Source organism: Stenotrophomonas sp. HMSC10F07, assembly GCF_001807895.1.
Classification (GTDB): Bacteria; Pseudomonadota; Gammaproteobacteria; order Xanthomonadales; family Xanthomonadaceae; genus Stenotrophomonas; species Stenotrophomonas sepilia.
Map to the genome: position 1 here is coordinate 1 of NZ_KV791323.1, position 17,581 is coordinate 17,581.

Annotated in this window: 14 protein-coding genes, 1 tRNA gene and 1 pseudogene; 9 read left to right on the top strand and 7 right to left on the bottom strand. The window is 67.7% G+C overall.

Annotation, left to right across the window (positions count from 1 at the left end):
• Nucleotides 1–227 precede the first annotated feature (227 nt).
• The 4 genes from HMPREF3114_RS01840 to trxA all read right to left on the bottom strand — a co-directional run bounded on the left by HMPREF3114_RS01840 (nt 228) and on the right by trxA (nt 5,062).
• Nucleotides 228–680: a DUF4442 domain-containing protein gene (locus tag HMPREF3114_RS01840; RefSeq protein ID WP_070488894.1), complete on the bottom strand. Its 453-nt coding sequence runs from the start codon at nt 678–680 to the stop codon at nt 228–230.
• Between the two features lie 97 nt (nt 681–777).
• Nucleotides 778–2,400, bottom strand: coding sequence for a CHASE2 domain-containing protein (locus HMPREF3114_RS01845; RefSeq protein ID WP_053498953.1), 1,623 nt, complete (start codon nt 2,398–2,400; stop codon nt 778–780).
• Nucleotides 2,397–4,097, bottom strand: a complete 1,701-nt coding sequence (locus HMPREF3114_RS01850) for a FecR family protein (RefSeq protein WP_070488897.1) — start codon at nt 4,095–4,097, stop codon at nt 2,397–2,399. Before HMPREF3114_RS01850 ends, HMPREF3114_RS01845 begins: the two co-directional genes overlap by 4 nt.
• Nucleotides 4,098–4,204: 107 nt before the next feature.
• The gene (gene trxA, locus HMPREF3114_RS01855) at nt 4,205–5,062 is read right to left on the bottom strand and encodes a thioredoxin (RefSeq protein ID WP_053498949.1); all 858 of its coding nucleotides are present in this window, start codon (nt 5,060–5,062) and stop codon (nt 4,205–4,207) included.
• A gap of 49 nt (nt 5,063–5,111) precedes the next feature.
• Here trxA and HMPREF3114_RS20865 point away from each other — a divergent pair, with 49 nt between their 5' ends.
• The 9 genes and pseudogenes from HMPREF3114_RS20865 to HMPREF3114_RS01895 all read left to right on the top strand — a co-directional run bounded on the left by HMPREF3114_RS20865 (nt 5,112) and on the right by HMPREF3114_RS01895 (nt 12,211).
• Nucleotides 5,112–5,291, top strand: coding sequence for a hypothetical protein (locus HMPREF3114_RS20865; protein ID WP_141750768.1), 180 nt, complete (start codon nt 5,112–5,114; stop codon nt 5,289–5,291).
• Between the two features lie 28 nt (nt 5,292–5,319).
• Nucleotides 5,320–5,919, top strand: coding sequence for a DUF998 domain-containing protein (locus HMPREF3114_RS01860; RefSeq protein ID WP_049459673.1), 600 nt, complete (start codon nt 5,320–5,322; stop codon nt 5,917–5,919).
• Between the two features lie 105 nt (nt 5,920–6,024).
• Nucleotides 6,025–8,667, top strand: coding sequence for a leucine--tRNA ligase (gene leuS / locus HMPREF3114_RS01865; protein ID WP_005418117.1), 2,643 nt, complete (start codon nt 6,025–6,027; stop codon nt 8,665–8,667).
• Nucleotides 8,668–8,804: 137 nt separating this feature from the next.
• Nucleotides 8,805–9,311 (top strand): annotated as a pseudogene (lptE, locus tag HMPREF3114_RS01870) (LPS assembly lipoprotein LptE); the annotation flags it as partial.
• 90 nt (nt 9,312–9,401) lie between these two features.
• A complete protein-coding gene (holA, locus tag HMPREF3114_RS01875; RefSeq protein WP_070488900.1) occupies nt 9,402–10,439 on the top strand; it encodes a DNA polymerase III subunit delta in 1,038 nt (345 codons plus the stop codon).
• Nucleotides 10,440–10,442: 3 nt separating this feature from the next.
• Entirely contained in the window at nt 10,443–11,108 is a 666-nt protein-coding gene (gene nadD, locus HMPREF3114_RS01880) for a nicotinate-nucleotide adenylyltransferase (RefSeq protein ID WP_005418110.1), read from the top strand.
• A gap of 58 nt (nt 11,109–11,166) precedes the next feature.
• Nucleotides 11,167–11,577: a ribosome silencing factor gene (gene rsfS, locus HMPREF3114_RS01885; RefSeq protein WP_005418109.1), complete on the top strand. Its 411-nt coding sequence runs from the start codon at nt 11,167–11,169 to the stop codon at nt 11,575–11,577.
• 64 nt (nt 11,578–11,641) lie between these two features.
• Complete coding sequence (gene rlmH / locus HMPREF3114_RS01890) at nt 11,642–12,112, top strand: 23S rRNA (pseudouridine(1915)-N(3))-methyltransferase RlmH (protein ID WP_005418108.1); 471 nt, start codon at nt 11,642–11,644, stop codon at nt 12,110–12,112.
• 22 nt (nt 12,113–12,134) lie between these two features.
• A tRNA-Asn gene (locus tag HMPREF3114_RS01895) sits at nt 12,135–12,211 on the top strand.
• Between the two features lie 101 nt (nt 12,212–12,312).
• Here HMPREF3114_RS01895 and HMPREF3114_RS01900 read toward each other — a convergent pair.
• The 3 genes from HMPREF3114_RS01900 to HMPREF3114_RS01910 all read right to left on the bottom strand — a co-directional run bounded on the left by HMPREF3114_RS01900 (nt 12,313) and on the right by HMPREF3114_RS01910 (nt 17,534).
• Nucleotides 12,313–13,734: a basic amino acid/polyamine antiporter gene (locus HMPREF3114_RS01900; protein WP_053498946.1), complete on the bottom strand. Its 1,422-nt coding sequence runs from the start codon at nt 13,732–13,734 to the stop codon at nt 12,313–12,315.
• A 164-nt stretch (nt 13,735–13,898) separates the two neighbouring features.
• Entirely contained in the window at nt 13,899–16,688 is a 2,790-nt protein-coding gene (locus HMPREF3114_RS01905; protein WP_070488903.1) for a TonB-dependent receptor, read from the bottom strand.
• Between the two features lie 195 nt (nt 16,689–16,883).
• Nucleotides 16,884–17,534 carry an energy transducer TonB gene (locus HMPREF3114_RS01910; RefSeq protein WP_070488904.1) on the bottom strand — a complete coding sequence of 217 codons (651 nt, stop codon included), beginning with the start codon at nt 17,532–17,534 and terminating at the stop codon, nt 16,884–16,886.
• Between the last annotated feature and the right edge of the window lie 47 nt (nt 17,535–17,581).

The following is a 17,581-nucleotide window of genomic DNA, read 5'->3' on the forward strand; positions in this document are numbered from 1 at the left end:
CGCTCAGCGCCGCGCAGCACCGACGAGAGCCCATGGTTGTCGGTACCGATGGTGGCGGGGGACGCCCCGCCCGCCGCCGCGCGCGACTGAGCAACGGTGGCCAGTGCGCGCTGTCCTCGTCATCCTCGCGGCTGCCTTCGCTCCGCGTCGCACCGCACAGGCATACGCGCATACGCGCGCATCGGAGCCTCCCTGGCAGGGCAGCAGAGTACAGCGCCCGCGCCGGATCAGCGCGCGTGTGGCTTCAACCGCAGATAGACCTGCTTGCGCACCTGGGCGACCACCTCGCCGCTTTCGTCGACGACGTCGTTGCTGAACCAGCGCAGCCCCTTCTCGCCGCCCGCTGCTTCGGCACGCAGTTCGGCCAGCAGCGCATCGTCGATGCGGAACGAGGTGCACACCGTGCCCCGGCCAGGCTTGAGGAAATCGATCGCACCGGCCCGGTCCCACACGTAGTAGTCACGGCCGAGGATGTGCAGCAGGCCCAGCATCCAGAACGGGTCGGTCATCGCGAACAGGCTGCCGCCGAAATGCGTGCCGACGTAGTTGCGGTTCCACGGCCGCAGCCGCAGCTCGACGTCGATCTGCCGGTAATCGGGCGTGATGCGGGTGACATGGATGCCGGTGAACAGGAACGGCGGCCACAGGTTGATGCCGAAGCGGAACAGGCGGGCGTTCATGCGGGTCCGGGGCGCGAGGCGAGGCGTCCAGTCTAACCATTCGCATGCGTATGTTGCACCCCGGGCGTGTGTCCAACGGCGGCGTGCATGTCCTGCCTCATGGGCCGTCGATCATGTACCCGTCGCGGCCGTTGGCCTTGGCCTGATAAAGGGCGGTGTCGGCGCCTTCCACGAAATGGTGGGGCTGCAGTTCGCCGTCGGGCACGCGGGTGAATACGCCAATGGTGAGCGTGACGGTATCGTCGCTGCCATCGCCCGGCGCCGGCAATGCGCGCACGCAGGCAATCAGGTCCTCAATCACCTGGCGTGCGCCCTCGGCCGGTGTATCCGGCAGCACCAGCGCGAATTCGTCGCCACCGTAGCGTGCGGCCATGTCGCGCGGGCGGCGCGCATGGGCGCCGATCAGGCGGGCGACATCACGCAGCACGCGGTCGCCGACCTGGTGCCCGTGGCGATCGTTATGGCGCTTGAAGTGGTCGACGTCGATCAACGCCAGGCTCAATGGCTTGCCGCTGCGCCGCGCTGCATCGCATTCCTGCTGCAGCGACTGCTCGAAGCGGAGGCGGTTGCCCAGGCCGGTAAGGGCGTCGCGGTTGGCCTGGCGGTGCCAGGCCGAGATCCGCCACACCGCCCAGACCAGCAGTGCCAGCGTCACGCCCAGCATCGCGCTGGCCGGCGCCCACCACAGGTCACTCGTGCGCAGCAGCAGCCAGCTCAGCAGGGCAGGCATCGGCAACGAACACAGCGCGACCAGCCAGGGCAGGCGCAGGCCGAGCAGGATCACGCACAGCGCCACCAGCACACCGCTGATGGCGTGCTGCCAGGCATGCGGTAGAACATCGATCTGCTTGTGCTGCAGCAGCATCGAGGTGATGTTGGCCTGGTACTCGCTGCCGCTCATCCAGAACTCGCGGGTGGTCGGGGTCAGCAGGCGGGGCGCGATGCCGCTGGCCGTCATGCCAACGACGATGCGGCGGCCATGCAGCATCGCCATGTCCACGTGGCCATCGAGAACGTCCGCATAGGACACCTGTGGCAGCCGCTCGGGGGGGCCGGCGTAGCGCACGCGAACGTAATCGTCGCGACGCCATTGATAGGGCGAGCCCAGTTCCGGGTCGGGATCGGGTAGGCCGCGTACGGCACCGGCAGGCAGGTCGGCCAGTGCCAGGCCCAGTGCCGGCCAGTGCGGCTGGCCGATACCTGCGTGCAGATAGACGCCACGGGCGACGCCGTCGCCATCCACCTCGACATCGGTGTGGCCAATGGCGGCAGCACTGGCAGCGATCTGTGGGATCGGCAGCATTTCCTCGGCCATGCGGTCGCCGGCCGCCGGTGCGGCCAGCACCGGCAGCACCACCCGGCCATTGCGTCGGATGGCGGCCGCCAGCTGATCATCCTGTCGGCTGTCACGGCGATCCGGTTCGGACAGCATCAGGTCCAGCGCGACGCGTTCGGCGCCGGCATCGGTCAGGCGGTCAAGCAGGCGTGCATGCACCGAGCGTGGCCAGGGCCACTGGCCGATGCGCTGCAGGCTGCCTTCGTCGATGGCGACGATCAGCACGCTGGGATCGGGGCGGTACTCCCAGTTGCCGACCAGCGCATCATAGGCCGCCTCGTCCTGCCGCCACAGCCATTGTCCCTGGCTGGCCACGATGGTCAGCACGCCGGCCAGCAGAGCCAGCAGGATCCGATTCGACCATGGCAGCGGCGAGCGCCTCACAACAACAACCAGAGCAGCAGGGCACCGCCACCCGCGCCGTAGCACAGGCGGCACGGCAGCGGGACCTGCTGGGCAGGCGAGAACGCGCTGGCGTGGCCGTCATCGTCGATGTACTGCACGCGTACATGCAGGGTGCCGCTCCACGGGCGCTTGAAGCTCACCTGCGGATGATCCACGGTTTCGTCGACCAGCGGTGCCTTGAAGTCGCCGCGGCGATCCACCTGCACCCGGTAGCGTTGGCCTTCGCTGCCGGCCTGCCAGCGCAGCGTCAGCTCGCCGTGTGCGGCCTCGGGCGGTTGCAGTGCCGGGTCCACTGGTTCATTGCTCAGCTCCAGCGGCAACGCCTGGCCATAGCGGCCCTGTCGGCCTTCGCCATCGCGCGAAGCCACGCGCCAGTAGTACTGGCCGGGCGGCAGCGGTCGCGTCAGGCGCAGGTCGGTCGCATGGGTGGCCTGCTCCTGCAGGGGCTGCAGGAAGCTGGGCTCGGTGGCGATCTGCAGGACGCTGCTGCGCGCACCGGGGGCCTGGCTCCAGCGGAAACGCGGGCGGTCGCTGTTGATCGTCTGCCCATGCAGCGGCGATACGGTCAGTGGCGGTGGTGGCTGGTCACCGAGCTCGAAATCGGCGCTGGCATCCAGGCCTTCGACCCCCTGGGCGTCGACCGCGCGCAACAGGATGCGCAGCTGGCCAGGCGGCAGGTCGCCGATCGCCAGCCGGGTGTTGGCGGTGGTGGCGGCGAACAGGAGGATCTCCGGCGTTGCCGCCTGCACCACTTCCACCCGGTAATGATCGGCGCCATTGACCGGTTCCCAGGCAAGCAGGGTCGGCAGCAGCGCCAGGCGCAGCGCGTCATTGCGCAGCGCCGGCGCCGGCAGCAGTGCAGAGACCGCAGCGGGCGCCGCATCGGCACTGCTGCTGCGGGTGGCCTGGCCCGGCCGGACCAGGCGCTGGCCATGGGAGTTGCCGACCTGCACCTTGCCCTGCAGGACCTCGGTGGCACCGACGTGCCCGTCATCCCCGGCGCTGACCCGGAACACCGTGCCGCGCACGCTGCTGGTCGCGGTGGGCGCATCGATGATGTAACGCGAGGCGGGACCGCGCGCCGGCGTCACCCGGTTGCTGGCTCGCCCCTGCTGCAGGCGCAGTCGGGTGTCGACCATGCCGGTGTGGCCGTAACGGCTCAGCTGATCCAGGCGCAGGCGCGAGTACTCGCGCAGCTGCAGGCGCGAGGCATCGGCGAATTCCAGGGTGATGCTGGAGTCGCCTTCGGTCTCCACGGTGTCACCGATATGCAGCTGTTCGCCGGCCTGGAGCGCGCGGGTCGCCGTGCCATCGGCGCCTGCCAGCGCGACCTTGCCGCGCACGGACAGCACCCGGGCCGGCGCCGGTTCGGTGCGCAGCCAGCTGATCGGGAAGCGCAGCAGCTGGCCCGGCGGCAACTGGTAGGGGTTGTCGATGCGGTTGTGCTGCTGCAGCTGCTGCCAGCGTACCGAGGGCTTCAGGTAGAGCCCGCCCAGGTCCCACAGGGTATCGCCGGGCCGGACCCGATAGTTCCAGTCCTGAGCGCCGGCAATGGCGGGCATCAGGAAGACGGCGCAGAGCAGAGCGCCCGTTAAATGCATGGCGAACGACAGAGAGCGGACGACGGTCACAGTTTGCAATCCCGGCAATGCGGGGGTGCAGCTGCAAGACCCCATGGCCCCGACCTCATCCCCCCGAACGGATCGTGGCGACCGCGTGGCCACCAGCGCGGGCATTATTGCCCGCGTTCAGTGCAGGAATTCTGAACGGAGCGGGTTCCCGTTCAGAACAGCAGCGACGCCATCCTGCGGCGGTACTGGCCGACCAGGTCCTCGTCGGAGATCACATTGAAGGCGTCGATCAGGGCCTTGCGCGGCAGGCCTTCCTCGAATCCGCGGTCGATCCGCAGCATTTCCAGGAACTGGGCCAGCGCGGCCTCGTCATGACCGCCGAGCAGCAGTTGCACGCCACGCAGGTGGCGGGCCTTGAGGTCCTTGCCGTCAGCGGCGATGCGTGCCTCCAGCACCTCGGCGGCCGGGGCATCTTTCAGCGCGGCGGCGAAGGCCAGGCGGGCGCGGGCACGCACGGCGCGGTCGTCGGTAGCCAGATTGGCGGGCAAGCCGTCGATCAGGGTGCGTGCCTCGTCCACGCCACCGATCTGCAGCAGGGCCAGGGCCAGGTCGAGCTTCAGTTCATCCTTGTCCGGCTCGGCGGCGATCTGCGCACGCAGCACATCGACCTGCGCCTGCGGATCCAGCGGGGCGTCATCTTCGGGGGCAGCATCGCCCACATCGGCCGGTACGATGCCGTGCTGGGCCAGGAACTCACGCAGCTGGCCTTCCGGAATGGCGCCGGGGAAGCCGTCCACCAGCTGGCCGCCCTTGACCAGGAACACGGTGGGCACCGAGCGGATCTGGAAGGCCGCAGCGATCTGCTGTTCCTTGTCGACATCGACCTTGGCCAGCTCGAACGCACCGTTGTACTCGCCAGCCAGCTTTTCCAGCATCGGGCCCAGGGTCTTGCACGGCCCGCACCAGGTGGCCCAGAAGTCGACCAGCACCGGCGTCTGCAGCGACTTCTGCAGGACTTCGGCCTCGAAGGTCGCAGTGGTGGCGTCGAATACGTAGGTCGTCTCGGTCATGGGGAAAGCATCGCTTGGCATCTGGAGACCGATTCTATGGTGACGATCGATGTCCGTCTCAACCCTGCCGTCACATCGCGCGCGACGGCCTCGGGGGCGTGGCACGCAGCACAGCCCGTGGATCACCCGCTTTCCGGAGCTGACCGGCGTGCTGGCCGAGGTGCGCCGGAAGTACCCGGCCTCGGCCGCGCGCTTGGCGCACTGCGTCACTGCCGCGACAATGCGTTGATCCATTCTTTTCCGGGTGACTGCGCGCAATGTCCATGGTCCGGCTTGATCGTTGGTTGGGACTGCTTGCTGCAGTCGTGTTCGTCCTGGCTGTGTCTGGCTTCGGTGCCGGCCTGGAGGGCTATGCACAGGCCCGCCACCCGGTGGCGCTGCTGGGGGCGCGGGGCGTACCGCATGCGCTGGCCTTCAATCTGCTTGGCTTCGTGCTGCCCGGCGTGCTCGCTGCGGTGGTGGCTGAGCGCCTGCGCCGCAGCCTGCCCGCCACTGCCGGCTGGGCACCGAGGGTCGGCAGCCAGATGCTGCTGCTGGCTGGCCTGGGCTTTGCCGCGATGGGCTTGCTGCCGCTGGACGTGGACGATCTGCATGGGCCCGCCAGCCAGCTGCATGCCAGTGCCTGGATGATCTGGGTGCTGGGCTTCGTCGCCGGAACCCTGTTGCTGGGCACGACACAGCTGCGTCAGGCGCATGGCCGCGCCCTGGGCGCCCTGGCCCTGGGCTGCGGCGTGCTGGCTGCGGTGGCCGCGTTTGCCCTGCAGGGCGTCCTGCCGGCGCCGCTGGCACAACGGCTGGCGTTCGCCTGCTGGGTGGCCTGGCTGGCCGCCGCACTGCCGCTGTCGCGCCAACGCTGAGACGGCTCCCGGGGCATCGCGGCGCCCCCCCCAGGCAGGCAGGATTGGAGACGTTTGCCGCACTGCGGTACGCTGTACCGCTTTGCCGCCGCATCCGCGTGTTCCATGACCAGCGCTGAAACCAACGCCTACGACCCGCAGCAGGTTGAATCCGCCGCCCAGCAGTACTGGGACGCCACCCGTGCCTTCGAGGTCGACGAGACCTCGGACAAGCCGAAGTACTACTGCCTGTCGATGCTTCCGTACCCGTCCGGTGCGCTGCATATGGGCCACGTGCGCAATTACACGATTGGCGACGTGATCAGCCGCTACAAGCGCATGACCGGCCACAACGTGCTGCAGCCGATGGGCTGGGACGCGTTCGGCCTGCCGGCGGAAAACGCCGCGATCAAGAACAAGACCGCGCCGGCAGCGTGGACCTACAAGAACATCGACCACATGCGCAGCCAGCTGAAATCGCTGGGCTATGCCATCGACTGGTCGCGCGAGTTCGCCACCTGCCGTCCGGACTATTACGTCCACGAGCAGCGCATGTTCACCCGCCTGATGCGCAAGGGCCTGGCCTATCGCCGCAACGCGGTGGTGAACTGGGACCCGGTCGACCAGACCGTGCTGGCCAACGAGCAGGTCATCGACGGCCGCGGCTGGCGCTCCGGTGCGTTGGTGGAGAAGCGTGAGATCCCGCAGTGGTTCCTGCGCATCACCGACTACGCCCAGGAACTGCTGGATGGCCTGGACGAGCTGGATGGCTGGCCGGAATCGGTCAAGACCATGCAACGCAACTGGATCGGCCGCTCGGAGGGCCTGGAAATCCAGTTCGACGTGCGCGACGTCGATGGTGGCGTGCTGGATCCGCTGCGCGTGTTCACCACCCGCCCGGACACGGTGATGGGCGTGACCTTCGTGTCGATCGCCGCCGAACACCCGCTGGCGCTGCACGCAGCGAAGAACAACCCGGAACTGGCCGCGATGCTGGCCGACCTGAAGCAGGGCGGTGTATCCGAGGCTGAACTGGAAACCCAGGAAAAGCGCGGCATGGATACCGGCCTGCGCGCGCTGCATCCTGTCACCGGCGAGCCGGTGCCGGTGTGGGTCGCCAACTTCGTGCTGATGGGCTACGGCACCGGCGCGGTGATGGCCGTTCCGGGCCATGACCAGCGCGACAACGAAGTGGCCAACAAGTACGGCCTGCCGATCAAGCAGGTGATCGCGCTGAAGGATGCGCGCACCGACGAAGAGCGCAACTGGGACGGTAGCCGCTGGCAGGACTGGTACAGCGACAAGAGCCGTGCGTTCGAGCTGGTGAACTCGGCCGAGTTCGACGGCCTGGATTTCCAGGGGGCCTTCGAAGCCCTGGCCGAACGTTTCGAGCGCAAGGCCCAGGGCCAGCGCCGCGTCAACTACCGCCTGCGCGACTGGGGCGTGAGCCGCCAGCGCTACTGGGGCTGCCCGATTCCGGTGATCTACTGCGACAAGTGCGGTGCGGTGCCGGTGCCGGAGGAGCAGCTGCCGGTGGTACTGCCGGAGGACGTGGCGTTCTCCGGGACCGGTTCGCCGATCAAGACCGACCCGGAATGGCGCAAGACCACCTGCCCGGAATGCGGTGGCGCCGCCGAGCGCGAGACCGACACCTTCGACACCTTCATGGAGTCGAGCTGGTACTACGCCCGCTACACCTCGCCGGGTGCCCGTGACGCTGTCGACAAGCGCGGCAACTACTGGCTGCCGGTCGATCAGTACATCGGTGGCATCGAGCACGCGATCCTGCACCTGATGTATTTCCGCTTCTATCACAAGCTGCTGCGCGACGCGCGGATGGTGGACAGCAACGAGCCGGCGCGCAACCTGCTGTGCCAGGGCATGGTGATCGCCGAGACCTACTACCGCCCGAATCCGGACGGTTCGAAGGACTGGATCAACCCGGCCGATGTGGAAGTGCAGCGTGACGAGCGCGGCCGCATCACCGGCGCCACCCTGATTGCCGACGGCCAGCCGGTGGTGGTCGGTGGCACCGAGAAGATGTCCAAGTCGAAGAACAACGGCGTGGACCCGCAGGCGATGGTCGGCAAGTACGGCGCCGACACCGTGCGCCTGTTCTCGATGTTCGCCGCGCCGCCGGAGCAGTCGCTGGAGTGGAACGAGGCCGGCGTGGACGGCATGGCGCGCTTCCTGCGCCGCCTGTGGGCCCAGGTGCAGAAGCATGCTGCCGACGGTGCCGCCCCGGCACTGGACGTTGCAGCACTGGATGCCAACCAGAAGGCGCTGCGCCGCAAGACCCATGAAACCATCGGCAAGGTCGGTGACGACTACGGTCGCCGCCACAGCTTCAATACCGCCATCGCAGCGGTGATGGAGCTGATGAACGCGCTGGCCAGGTTCGAGGACGACAGCGAGCAGGGCCGCGCGGTGCGCCAGGAAGCGCTGCAGGCCGTCGTGCTGCTGCTGAACCCGATCACGCCGCATGCCAGCCACGCCCTCTGGCAGGTGCTGGGCCATGGCGAGACGCTGCTGGAAGACCAGCCGTTCCCGCAGGCCGACAGCAGTGCGCTGGTACGCGATGCCCTGACCCTGGCGGTGCAGGTCAACGGCAAGCTGCGCGGCACCATCGAGGTGGCGGCCGATGCCGCGCGCGAGCAGGTCGAGGCGCTGGCGCTGGCCGAGCCCAACGCGGCCAGGTTCATGGAAGGCCTGACGGTGCGCAAGATCATCATCGTCCCGGGCAAGATCGTGAACATCGTCGCCGCCTGATGTACCTCGCACCGGCCACCCGCGCGGTGGCCGATGCCTTTCCAGAAGCAGGGCCGGGTGCTTGATGGCCCTGCATTCACGCGGCTTCGGGCACGCTGTGTGTTGCCGTGATCGCCCGGCTCCGCCAGACTGTCTCCATGACCCGAATCCTGCTTGCCCTCGTTCTTGTCCTCGGCCTCGCCGGCTGCGGCTTCCATCTGCGCAACAAGCTGATGCTGCCGACCGACACCGCCCCGGTGAAGGTGGTATCCACCGCCCCGTACAGTGAACTGGTCAAGCTGCTCAATCGCAGCCTGCTGGCCTCTGGTGCCAGGCTGGCCGATGAGGACAGCAAGGAACCCAGTACCCAGCTGCAGGTGTTGTCCGAGCGCTGGGGTGACCTCCCGATCGCCATCGACTCGCAGGGTCGTGCGCAGGAGTACAGCCTGCGCTATGCGGTGATCTTCATCTTCCGCCGCGAGGATGGCAGCGAACTGGTGCCGCAGCAGGTGATCGAACTGTCGCGCGACTACGTGTCGCCGCCGACCGACGCCACCGGTACCACCACCGAACGCGAAATCCTGGCCACGGAGCTGCGCCGGGAAATGTCCGCCTCGATCATCCGCCGTATCGACAGCGTGGTCCGCGCCGAGATCGAGAAGGGGGGCAGCCTGTCCGCGCCGAAGGCCAAGCCGATCGAGGGCGCGGTGCCGGCAGAGCCTGCCGCCGCCGTCAAGCACTGAGCGGCAGCGACGATGGAACTGCGTCCGGAGCAGCTGGCCAGCCAGGGCGCTGACACCGCGTTGGCGCCGGTGTACCTGATCGCAGGCCCGGAAACACTGCGTGTACTGGAAGCCGCAGATGCCATCCGCGCGCGTGCGCGCGCCTCGGGCATCGGCGAACGCGAAGTGTTCGATGCCGACGGGCGTGATTTCGACTGGAACCAGCTTGACGCCAGCTTCAATGCGCCAAGCCTGTTCAGCGCCCGCCGCCTGGTCGAGGTGCGCCTGCCCAGCGGCAAGCCGGGCAAGGAGGGCGCCGAGGTCATCAGCCAGTTCTGCGCCAACCCGGCGCCGGACGTGGTGTTGATGATCACCGCCAATGAATGGAGCAAGGCCCACCAGGGCAAGTGGGCCGAGGCGGTCAGCCGCATCGGCGTGCTGTCGGTGGCATGGGCGATCAAGCCGCACGAACTGCCGGACTGGATCGAGCGCCGCCTGCGCGGCAAGGGCCTGCGTGCCGACCCTGCTGCCGTGCAGCGCCTGGCTGAGCGGGTGGAGGGCAATCTGCTGGCCGCCGCCCAGGAAATCGACAAGCTGGCGCTATTGGCCGACGGCCAGCCGTTGGATGTGGAACGGATGGAGTCGCTGGTGGCTGACGCTGCCCGCTACGACGTGTTCCGGTTGGTGGAGGCGACGTTCTCCGGCCAGCCGCCGGCGGTGCTGCGCATGCTGGCCGGCCTGCGCGGTGAAGGGGAGGCGGTGGCCGCATTGATGCCGATGGTGATCCGCGAACTGCTGGCGGGCGCAGGCCTGGCCCGCGTGCAGGCGCGTGGTGGCAACCTGGCCGCTGAAATGAAATCGCGCGGCATCTGGGAATCGCGGCAGGCGCCTTACAAGCGCGCGCTGCAGCGGCACCCGGAAGGCAAGCGCTGGGAGCGCTTTGTGGCCGAGGCGGGGCTGGTCGACCGCATTGCCAAGGGGCGCGCTGACGGCGACGCCTGGCTGGCGCTGGAACGCCTGCTGGTGGCCGTGGCCGAACCGCGTGCCGTGCGCCTGCTGGCGCGGGCCTGAGTGATGAGCCTGCGGATCTACTACGGGGGCACCTTCGATCCGGTGCACCTCGGGCACCTGGCGATCGCGCGTGCGGCCCGTGATGAACTGCAGGTCGCCGTGCGCATGCTGCCGGCCGCCGATCCGCCGCACCGCGCGGTGCCCGGCGCCACCGCTGAGCAGCGCTGCACGATGTTGTCGCTGGCCATCGGCGACGAGCCGGGGCTGCTGCTGGACCGTCGCGAACTGGATCGTGCCACCCGCTGCCCCGGTCGCCCGTCGTACACCGTCGACACCCTGCGCGAGCTGCGTGGCGAGCTGGGCCCGAGCCGGCCGCTGGCCTGGCTGGTGGGCGCCGACAGCCTGCTGGGGCTGTCCGGCTGGCACGAATGGGAGGCCCTGTTCGATCTGGCCCACTTCGTGGTGGCCGAACGGCCGGGCAGCCCGTTGCAGGCGTCGATCGATGGCGAGCTGGGGCGTGCCCTGCAAGGGCGCTGGGCCGACAATGAGCAGGCCCTGTTCGCCAGCCCGGCCGGGCGCATCCTGCGCCTGCACCACCCACTACGCGGGGAATCGGCCAGCGCAGTGCGCTCGCAGATTGCCGCTGGCGGTCCCTGGCGCGCACTGCTGCCCCCGGCCGTGGCCGACTATGTCGCTGCACACGGGCTGTACCGCCCGGCCACGGCGTGAATGGCGCGGCCGCGCCATCCCCGTATAATCGCCCCCACGTTTATCGAGTCGATCCACTTTGAGCAACCAGACCCAGCCCCAGACCATCAAGGTCGATCTGCCCAGCCCGCCGCCGTCCGTGCCGGAACTGCTGGCCAGCGTCCGCCAAGCCACCGAAGACCTGAAGGCCAAGGACCTGGTCGAGATCGACGTGCGCGGCCGGTCCAGCGTTGCCGACTACATGATCGTCGTTTCGGGCACCTCGACCCGCCACGTCAAGTCGATTGCCGATGAAGTCGTGCGCTTCGCCAAGAACATCGACGTGATGCCGCTGGGCGTTGAAGGCGAGCGCGAAGCGGAGTGGGTGCTGGTCGATCTGGGCGACGTGATCGTCCACGTGATGCTGCCGCGCGTGCGTGAGTTCTACGCGCTCGAGCGCCTGTGGACCGTCGGCGACCAGCCGCCGTCCAGCGACGACGAAGTGGCCTGAGCCGCACGTTGATGCATCCCTTCGACGGCGCCGATGGCGCCGTCGACGTTTTGGAGGACCATTGATGAAAGCCCGCCTGATCGCCACCGGTGAACGCGCGCCCAGCTGGGTCGCGCAGGGGTTCGCCGAATACCAGAAGCGGCTGTCGCATTGGCTGCCGTTCGAGCTGGTGGAAATCGAACCCGGCCTGCGCGGCAAGGGGCGCGATCCGCGCCGTGCCACCGAGGATGAAGGCAAGCGGGTCATCGCCGCGCTACCGAAGAACGCTTACGTGGTGGCACTGGACGTGCCGGGGCGGCAGTTGAGTTCCGAGCAGCTGGCGCAACGCCTGGAGCATTGGCGCGGGCAGGGCCGGGACCTGGCGTTCCTGATCGGTGGCCCGGAAGGGCATTCGCCAGAGGTCTCTGCGCTGGCCGACGAAAAGTGGTCGATCGGACCGCTGACGCTGCCGCACATGCTGGTGCGTCTGGTGGTGGCCGAGCAGCTGTATCGGGCTGCCGCAATGATTGCCAATCACCCCTACCATCGCGCGTGAAGAGTGGTTATACTAGTCGTCTGCCCGAATAGCTCAGCCGGTTAGAGCACTTGACTGTTAATCAGGGGGTCGTTGGTTCGAGTCCAACTTCGGGCGCCACCTTGAGAAACCTGCATCGCGAGATGCAGGTTTTTTTTTGCCGTGTTGTGGCGGCGAGCCCATGCTCGGCTGCATCCTCCAAGCCGGGCACGCGCTCGCCGCTACAGCGTGATCCGGCCCTTCCAGAACGCTACCAGCGTGGCAATTGCTACTGCCAGGATCGCGCCGAACAGCGCCCACTCCCAGCGCGTGAAAACCGGCTCGCCGCGCTGGCGCCGGGTCTGCGCAAACAGAACAACGCCGGGCACGTACAGCAGCACCGACAGCAGCAGGTTGTTCAGGCCGCCGGCATACACCAGCCACAGCGCGTAGGCGCTGGCCAGCAGCGCGACCACGAAATCGCGCCAGCGCACGCGTGGCTCACCCGCGTAGGACTGTCCGCGCCAGGCCAGTTGCACGCCGAACGCGGTGGACAGGAAGTAGGGCACCAGGCTCATCGATGCGGCCAGCAGCACCAGGCCGGTGTAGCTGCCCGCATTGAACAGCACCAGCAGCAGGAACAGCTGGATCAGCCCGTTGCTCAACCACAACGCATTGGCCGGCACGCCACGCGCATTCTCGCGTCCCAGGAAGGCGGGCATCGTGCCGTCGCCAGCGGCGGCATACAGCACTTCGGCACACAGCAGCACCCAGGCCAGCAGCGCGCCCAGCACCGAAATGATCGAACCGGCGATGATCACCGTCGCGCCCCATTCGCCGACGATGGCGCGCAGCACGTAGGCCATCGACGGGTTGGGCAGCCCGGCCAGTTCGGCCTGCGACAGCACGCCCATCGACAGCAGGCTGACCAGGACCAGCAGCAGCCAGACCCCCAGGAAACCTATCACCGTGGCACGGCCGACGTCGGCACGGCGCGCGGCACGCCGCGAATAGATGCTGGCGCCTTCGATGCCGATGAACACCCACACGGTGACCAGCATCATGCCGCGCAGTTGCTGGCCGAGGTCGCCGAGCGCAGGCGTGCCGAAGAAGTCGGCGCGGAACACCTCCATGCGGAACGCGCCGGCGGCCAGCACCAGGAACAGTGCGATGGGCAGCAGCTTGGCCACCGTCACCAGGCCGTTGACGATGGCTGCCGTGCGCAGGCCGCGCAGCACCAGCAGGTGGACGGTCCACAACAGTACGGACGAAGCGGCCACGGCGGCTGGCGTGTTGCCTTCGCCGAACACCGGCATGAAATGGCCCAGGCCGCTGAAGATCAGCACGAAGAAGCTGGCATTGCCCAGTACCGAAGCGACCCAGTAGCCCCACGCCGCGGAGAAGCCGATGTAGTTGCCGAAGCCTTCGCGTGCATATGCGTAGATGCCGGTGTCCAGGTCCGGACGGCGGTTGGCCAGGGCCTGGAACACGAAGGCCAGCATCAGCATGCCCGCACCGCTCAGCGCCCAGCCGATCATCGCGGCGGCCGGGCCGGCACTGCGGGCAACGTTCTGCGGCAATGAGAAGATGCCGGCGCCGACCATCGAGCCCACCACCAGTGCAATCAACGCCGGCAGGCCGAGGCGTTGCGATGTCGTGGCCATTGAAATCCCCAGCGGGCCGGATGCCGCGAGCACACCCTAGCCATGTGCTCGTGAACATGGCTGCAAGGCCGGGTGTGCGGGAACCGGCATGGACAACGATCAGCCAGGAAACGACGAAGGCCCGGGCAACAGCCCGGGCCTTCGAAGCAAACACAGCAGCGGGATTACTTGAACGTGTACTTGGCGCCGACAGTGAAGTACCGGCCAATCGCACCACTGAAGTGCAGCGGGTTGTAATTGACTGCACCATAAGTGCTCGGGTCGAGCGGCGCGATGCGGTCAAACACGTTCTGCACCGAAGCGTTCAGCTCGAAGGCTTCGGTGATGTTCCAGCGGCCGGACAGATCGAAGGTGGTGAACGAGGAGATCTTCTCTACCGGCTCGCCATCTTCATAGAAGGCCAGGTAGTCACCGCCGCGGCGGTCCTTGTTCTCCAGCTTGCTGACGTAGTTGGCCACGCCGCTGATGCTCCACGGGCCCTGCTTCCAGGTGGTGCCGAAGTTGATGCGGTCCTTCGGCGTGCCGATGCAGTTGGTCACGTCGCAGTTGCCGTGGGTGCCCACATAGTCGACGGTGGTATCACCCTCGGTGCGCTCGAACTTGAGCACGTGGCTCCACTGCAGGTCCATTTCCAGCTGGCCCGGGCCGATGTCGAAGGTCTGGCGGATGTCGGTGTCGATGCCGCGGACGCGCGAGGAGTTTGCATTCACGTAGGCGGTATTGACGGCCAGGATGGTGCCGCTGTTGGCGACTCCGCCAATGTTGTTGGCATCGCGGAGAACGTTGCCCGCGGCGATGGCGTCGGCCGTGCTGCCCTGCGCGATTTCGTTGGTGCGCTTGATTTCCCACGCATCCACGGTCAACGAGGTGGTCGAGGTTGGCTGCAGCACGATGCCCACCGAGTAGCTCTTGGACTCTTCCGGCTTCAGGTCCTTGTTCGGCCGCGTGATGATCGCCACCGAGCGCGCGGTGCATTCGTTGGCCGGGTCGATGGCGCAACGCACCGGATCGCGGGCGTTGGAGAAAGCGGCCAGGCCACCGTCACCGTTCTCGGCCGGGTTCGGCGCACGGAAGCCTTCAGCGTAGCTGGCGCGCAGTGCGATCCAGTCGGCCGGGGTCCACTTCACGCCCAGTTTCGGCGTGGCCTTGCCTTCGCCGCTTTCGTACTTGTCGTAGCGGACCGCAGCGCTCAGCTCCAACTGCTCCAGCACCGGTGCGGACAGTTCGGCGTAGCCGGCATACACATTCTGCGTGCCGTCGTAGGCCGAGTAGCCCAGGCCGATGATCTGGCCGATATCGGTGAAGGTCTGCGGCGTCAGGCTGTTGCTCGTCTTGCGCCACTCCGTACCGAAGGCCAGGCCCAGCGGACCGCCCTTGAGATCCATCAGGCTGCGCGAGATGGTGAAGTCGAACATGTCCAGGCTCGACTTGGCACGCGCGCTGATGGTCGGGCTGATGGCATCGTAGACCGACTGCGGCGTCTGCGAGGCATTGTCGCCGATGCGCCAGGTGCCATAGGGGCAGGCCGGATTGCCCAGCACGCAGCGTACTGCGTCATAACGCAGGAAACCCGTGCGCTTGTTGACCAGGTCGGTGCCGGAATGCAGGTAGGCGGTGTCGTAGCTCCAGTCGCCCCAGTTGCCCTTGACACCCACCAGGAAGCGGTTGAACTCATTGGTATTGTCGGTCACGCGCGGGCCCACGTCCCACGCGCTGTAACGCAGGCGGGCCGCGGTGGGCAGCGGGTTGTCCGGATGACCTGCATACAGCTGGGTCGCACCGGCACCGCTGTTGGCGTTGACCGGGCCGCCAGGGTAGCCCCAGCCGCCGGATACGCCGGATGGCGTATTGCTGAAGATCGTTTCCTTCTTCGAGTAACCGATCTCGGTATAGACCTCGCCGCCTTCACCAAACGCGAAGCTGGCGCGGCCGAACACGTTCACGTACTTCTCTTCCGGGCTCAGGTCGCGGTACTTCTGCGCCGGATCCCACAGGCAACCCTGGGCCTGCGCGGTCGCGTCACTCTGCCCGGGAATCGTGGTCAGCCCGGCGCAGCCCGGCAGGGCAACCAGATGGCCGGTGGCATCGAACACCGAACCATTGGGACCCACGCCGCCGGCGGTACCGCCCGACAGGTAGGCGCCGCCCAGGAACTGCGCGTCTGCAGCGTCGTAACCCCAGCGCCGGATATCGCCGGTGCCGATCCACTTGCGGTTCTTGCGGTCGCTGATCTTGATCGCGTCGGTCTTGCCGACGTCCAGGCTGAAGAACGCATTCCAGCCATCGCTGGACAGGTCGCCGGTGCCGGCAGTGAGGGTCGCCTTCTTCGCGTCGCCATCGCCGTCACCGGAAATGCCGTAGGAACCGCGCAGGATGGCGCCTTGGAAGTCGCTGCGCAGGATGATGTTGACGACGCCGGCGATGGCGTCGGAGCCATAGATCGCCGAGGCGCCGTCCTTGAGCACTTCCACGCGCTCGACGGCATCGAGCGGGATGGTGCTGAGGTCGGTGAAGACCTTCTGGCCGTCATCGGCCAGGCCGTAGGTGGCCATGCGGCGGCCGTTCAACAGCACCAGCGTCGAGCCGGCGCCCAGGCCACGCAGCGAGATGCCGGCGCCGCCACCGGCGAAGCCGTTGCCGAAGGTCTTGGGAATGGAGCCTGCGCCGTCGGCGGTCAGGGTCTGCAGGTACTCGGCGACCGTGGTCTTGCCGGTGCGGTCGATTTCCTGGCGGGTCACCACCTGCACCGGCGACGGTGTCTCGGTGTTGGTGCGCGGGATGTTGGAGCCGGTGACCGTGATGCGGTCGAGGTTGGTGGCCTGCTCCTGTGCAAAGGCTGAGGAAGAAGCCACGGCGCCGACCAGCAGCAGGGTGCTGCCAGCAAGGATATGGGTGATGGACGATGCCAGGGTGGTGCGGCGGCGGCTGGCGGGCCGTTGGATCGGGTGTTTCACAGCTTCTCTCCTAACTGGAAAACCGTAGCGTTGAGGGCTGTCGCCGGATCGATACCGGGACGCGCCAATCTAGGTTTCCAGCAGGTGACGAAGACGTGAATTTTTGCTTAATCAGTAACGCTTGGCCCTGGCATGTCCGCATTTGCCGGGCAGTGGCAGGGGCCGGCCCGGCGCGCGGCCGGGCCGGTGGGACGCTCAGTCCGGCAGCGAGAACTGCACCGGCACCATGCCGATGGCCGGAACCGCCACGCCGTCACGCTGGGCAGGCTCGAAGCGCCAGTGCTTGAGCACCTGCTGGCGGGCGGCCTGGTCCAGGTTGCGCGAGCCGCTGCTGCGCTCGACGCTGACCGCGACCGGCTGGCCACGGGTGTCCACTTCCACCCGCAACAGCACCGTGCCCTGTTCGTGGTTGCGCAGGGACTGGATCGGATAGGTCGGCGGCGGAGCGCTGCGGTACTGCAGCTGGGCGCCGGCCAACGGGGTGGAAGTGTCGATGCTGGGCGCCAGCTGCGGCGGAGCCGGTTCGGCGGCCGGCAATGCGATGCCCTGGGTCTCTTCCACGGTCGCGGTGGGTGCGGGCAGTGGCGGTACCACCGGCTGCGTCCGGGGCTTCGGTACCACCTGGACGATCTCTTTTGGCGGGACCGGAACCGGCGGCGTCGGCGGTGGCGGGATCTTCTCGATCAGCCGCACCGGCGTCTTTTCACGCGGGGCCTGCACGGCCTGGTAGGTCGCAGGGATGAGCAGCAACAGGAAGGCCAGCAGGTGCAGGGCGATCGCTGCACTCCAGGCGGCGACGCGGGCGGGGTCGAAGTGCGGGGATGCAACGGGATAGGTACGAACCATGATCCACCTCCATGCCAGTGACGAAGTCCTCAACGCACCAGGGTCCG

Bases quoted from the DNA above. Each gene is read 5' to 3' on its own strand.
- nadD (WP_005418110.1), top strand. From the start codon at position 10,443: ATGAGCCTGCGGATCTACTACGGGGGCACCTTCGATCCGGTGCACCTC.
- trxA (WP_053498949.1), bottom strand. From the start codon at position 5,062: ATGACCGAGACGACCTACGTATTCGACGCCACCACTGCGACCTTCGAG.
- holA (WP_070488900.1), top strand. From the start codon at position 9,402: ATGGAACTGCGTCCGGAGCAGCTGGCCAGCCAGGGCGCTGACACCGCG.
- HMPREF3114_RS20865 (WP_141750768.1), top strand. From the start codon at position 5,112: ATGTCCGTCTCAACCCTGCCGTCACATCGCGCGCGACGGCCTCGGGGG.
- HMPREF3114_RS01860 (WP_049459673.1), top strand. From the start codon at position 5,320: ATGTCCATGGTCCGGCTTGATCGTTGGTTGGGACTGCTTGCTGCAGTC.
- HMPREF3114_RS01900 (WP_053498946.1), bottom strand. From the start codon at position 13,734: ATGGCCACGACATCGCAACGCCTCGGCCTGCCGGCGTTGATTGCACTG.
- HMPREF3114_RS01840 (WP_070488894.1), bottom strand. From the start codon at position 680: ATGAACGCCCGCCTGTTCCGCTTCGGCATCAACCTGTGGCCGCCGTTC.
- HMPREF3114_RS01910 (WP_070488904.1), bottom strand. From the start codon at position 17,534: ATGGTTCGTACCTATCCCGTTGCATCCCCGCACTTCGACCCCGCCCGC.
- HMPREF3114_RS01850 (WP_070488897.1), bottom strand. From the start codon at position 4,097: ATGGGGTCTTGCAGCTGCACCCCCGCATTGCCGGGATTGCAAACTGTG.
- rlmH (WP_005418108.1), top strand. From the start codon at position 11,642: ATGAAAGCCCGCCTGATCGCCACCGGTGAACGCGCGCCCAGCTGGGTC.
- leuS (WP_005418117.1), top strand. From the start codon at position 6,025: ATGACCAGCGCTGAAACCAACGCCTACGACCCGCAGCAGGTTGAATCC.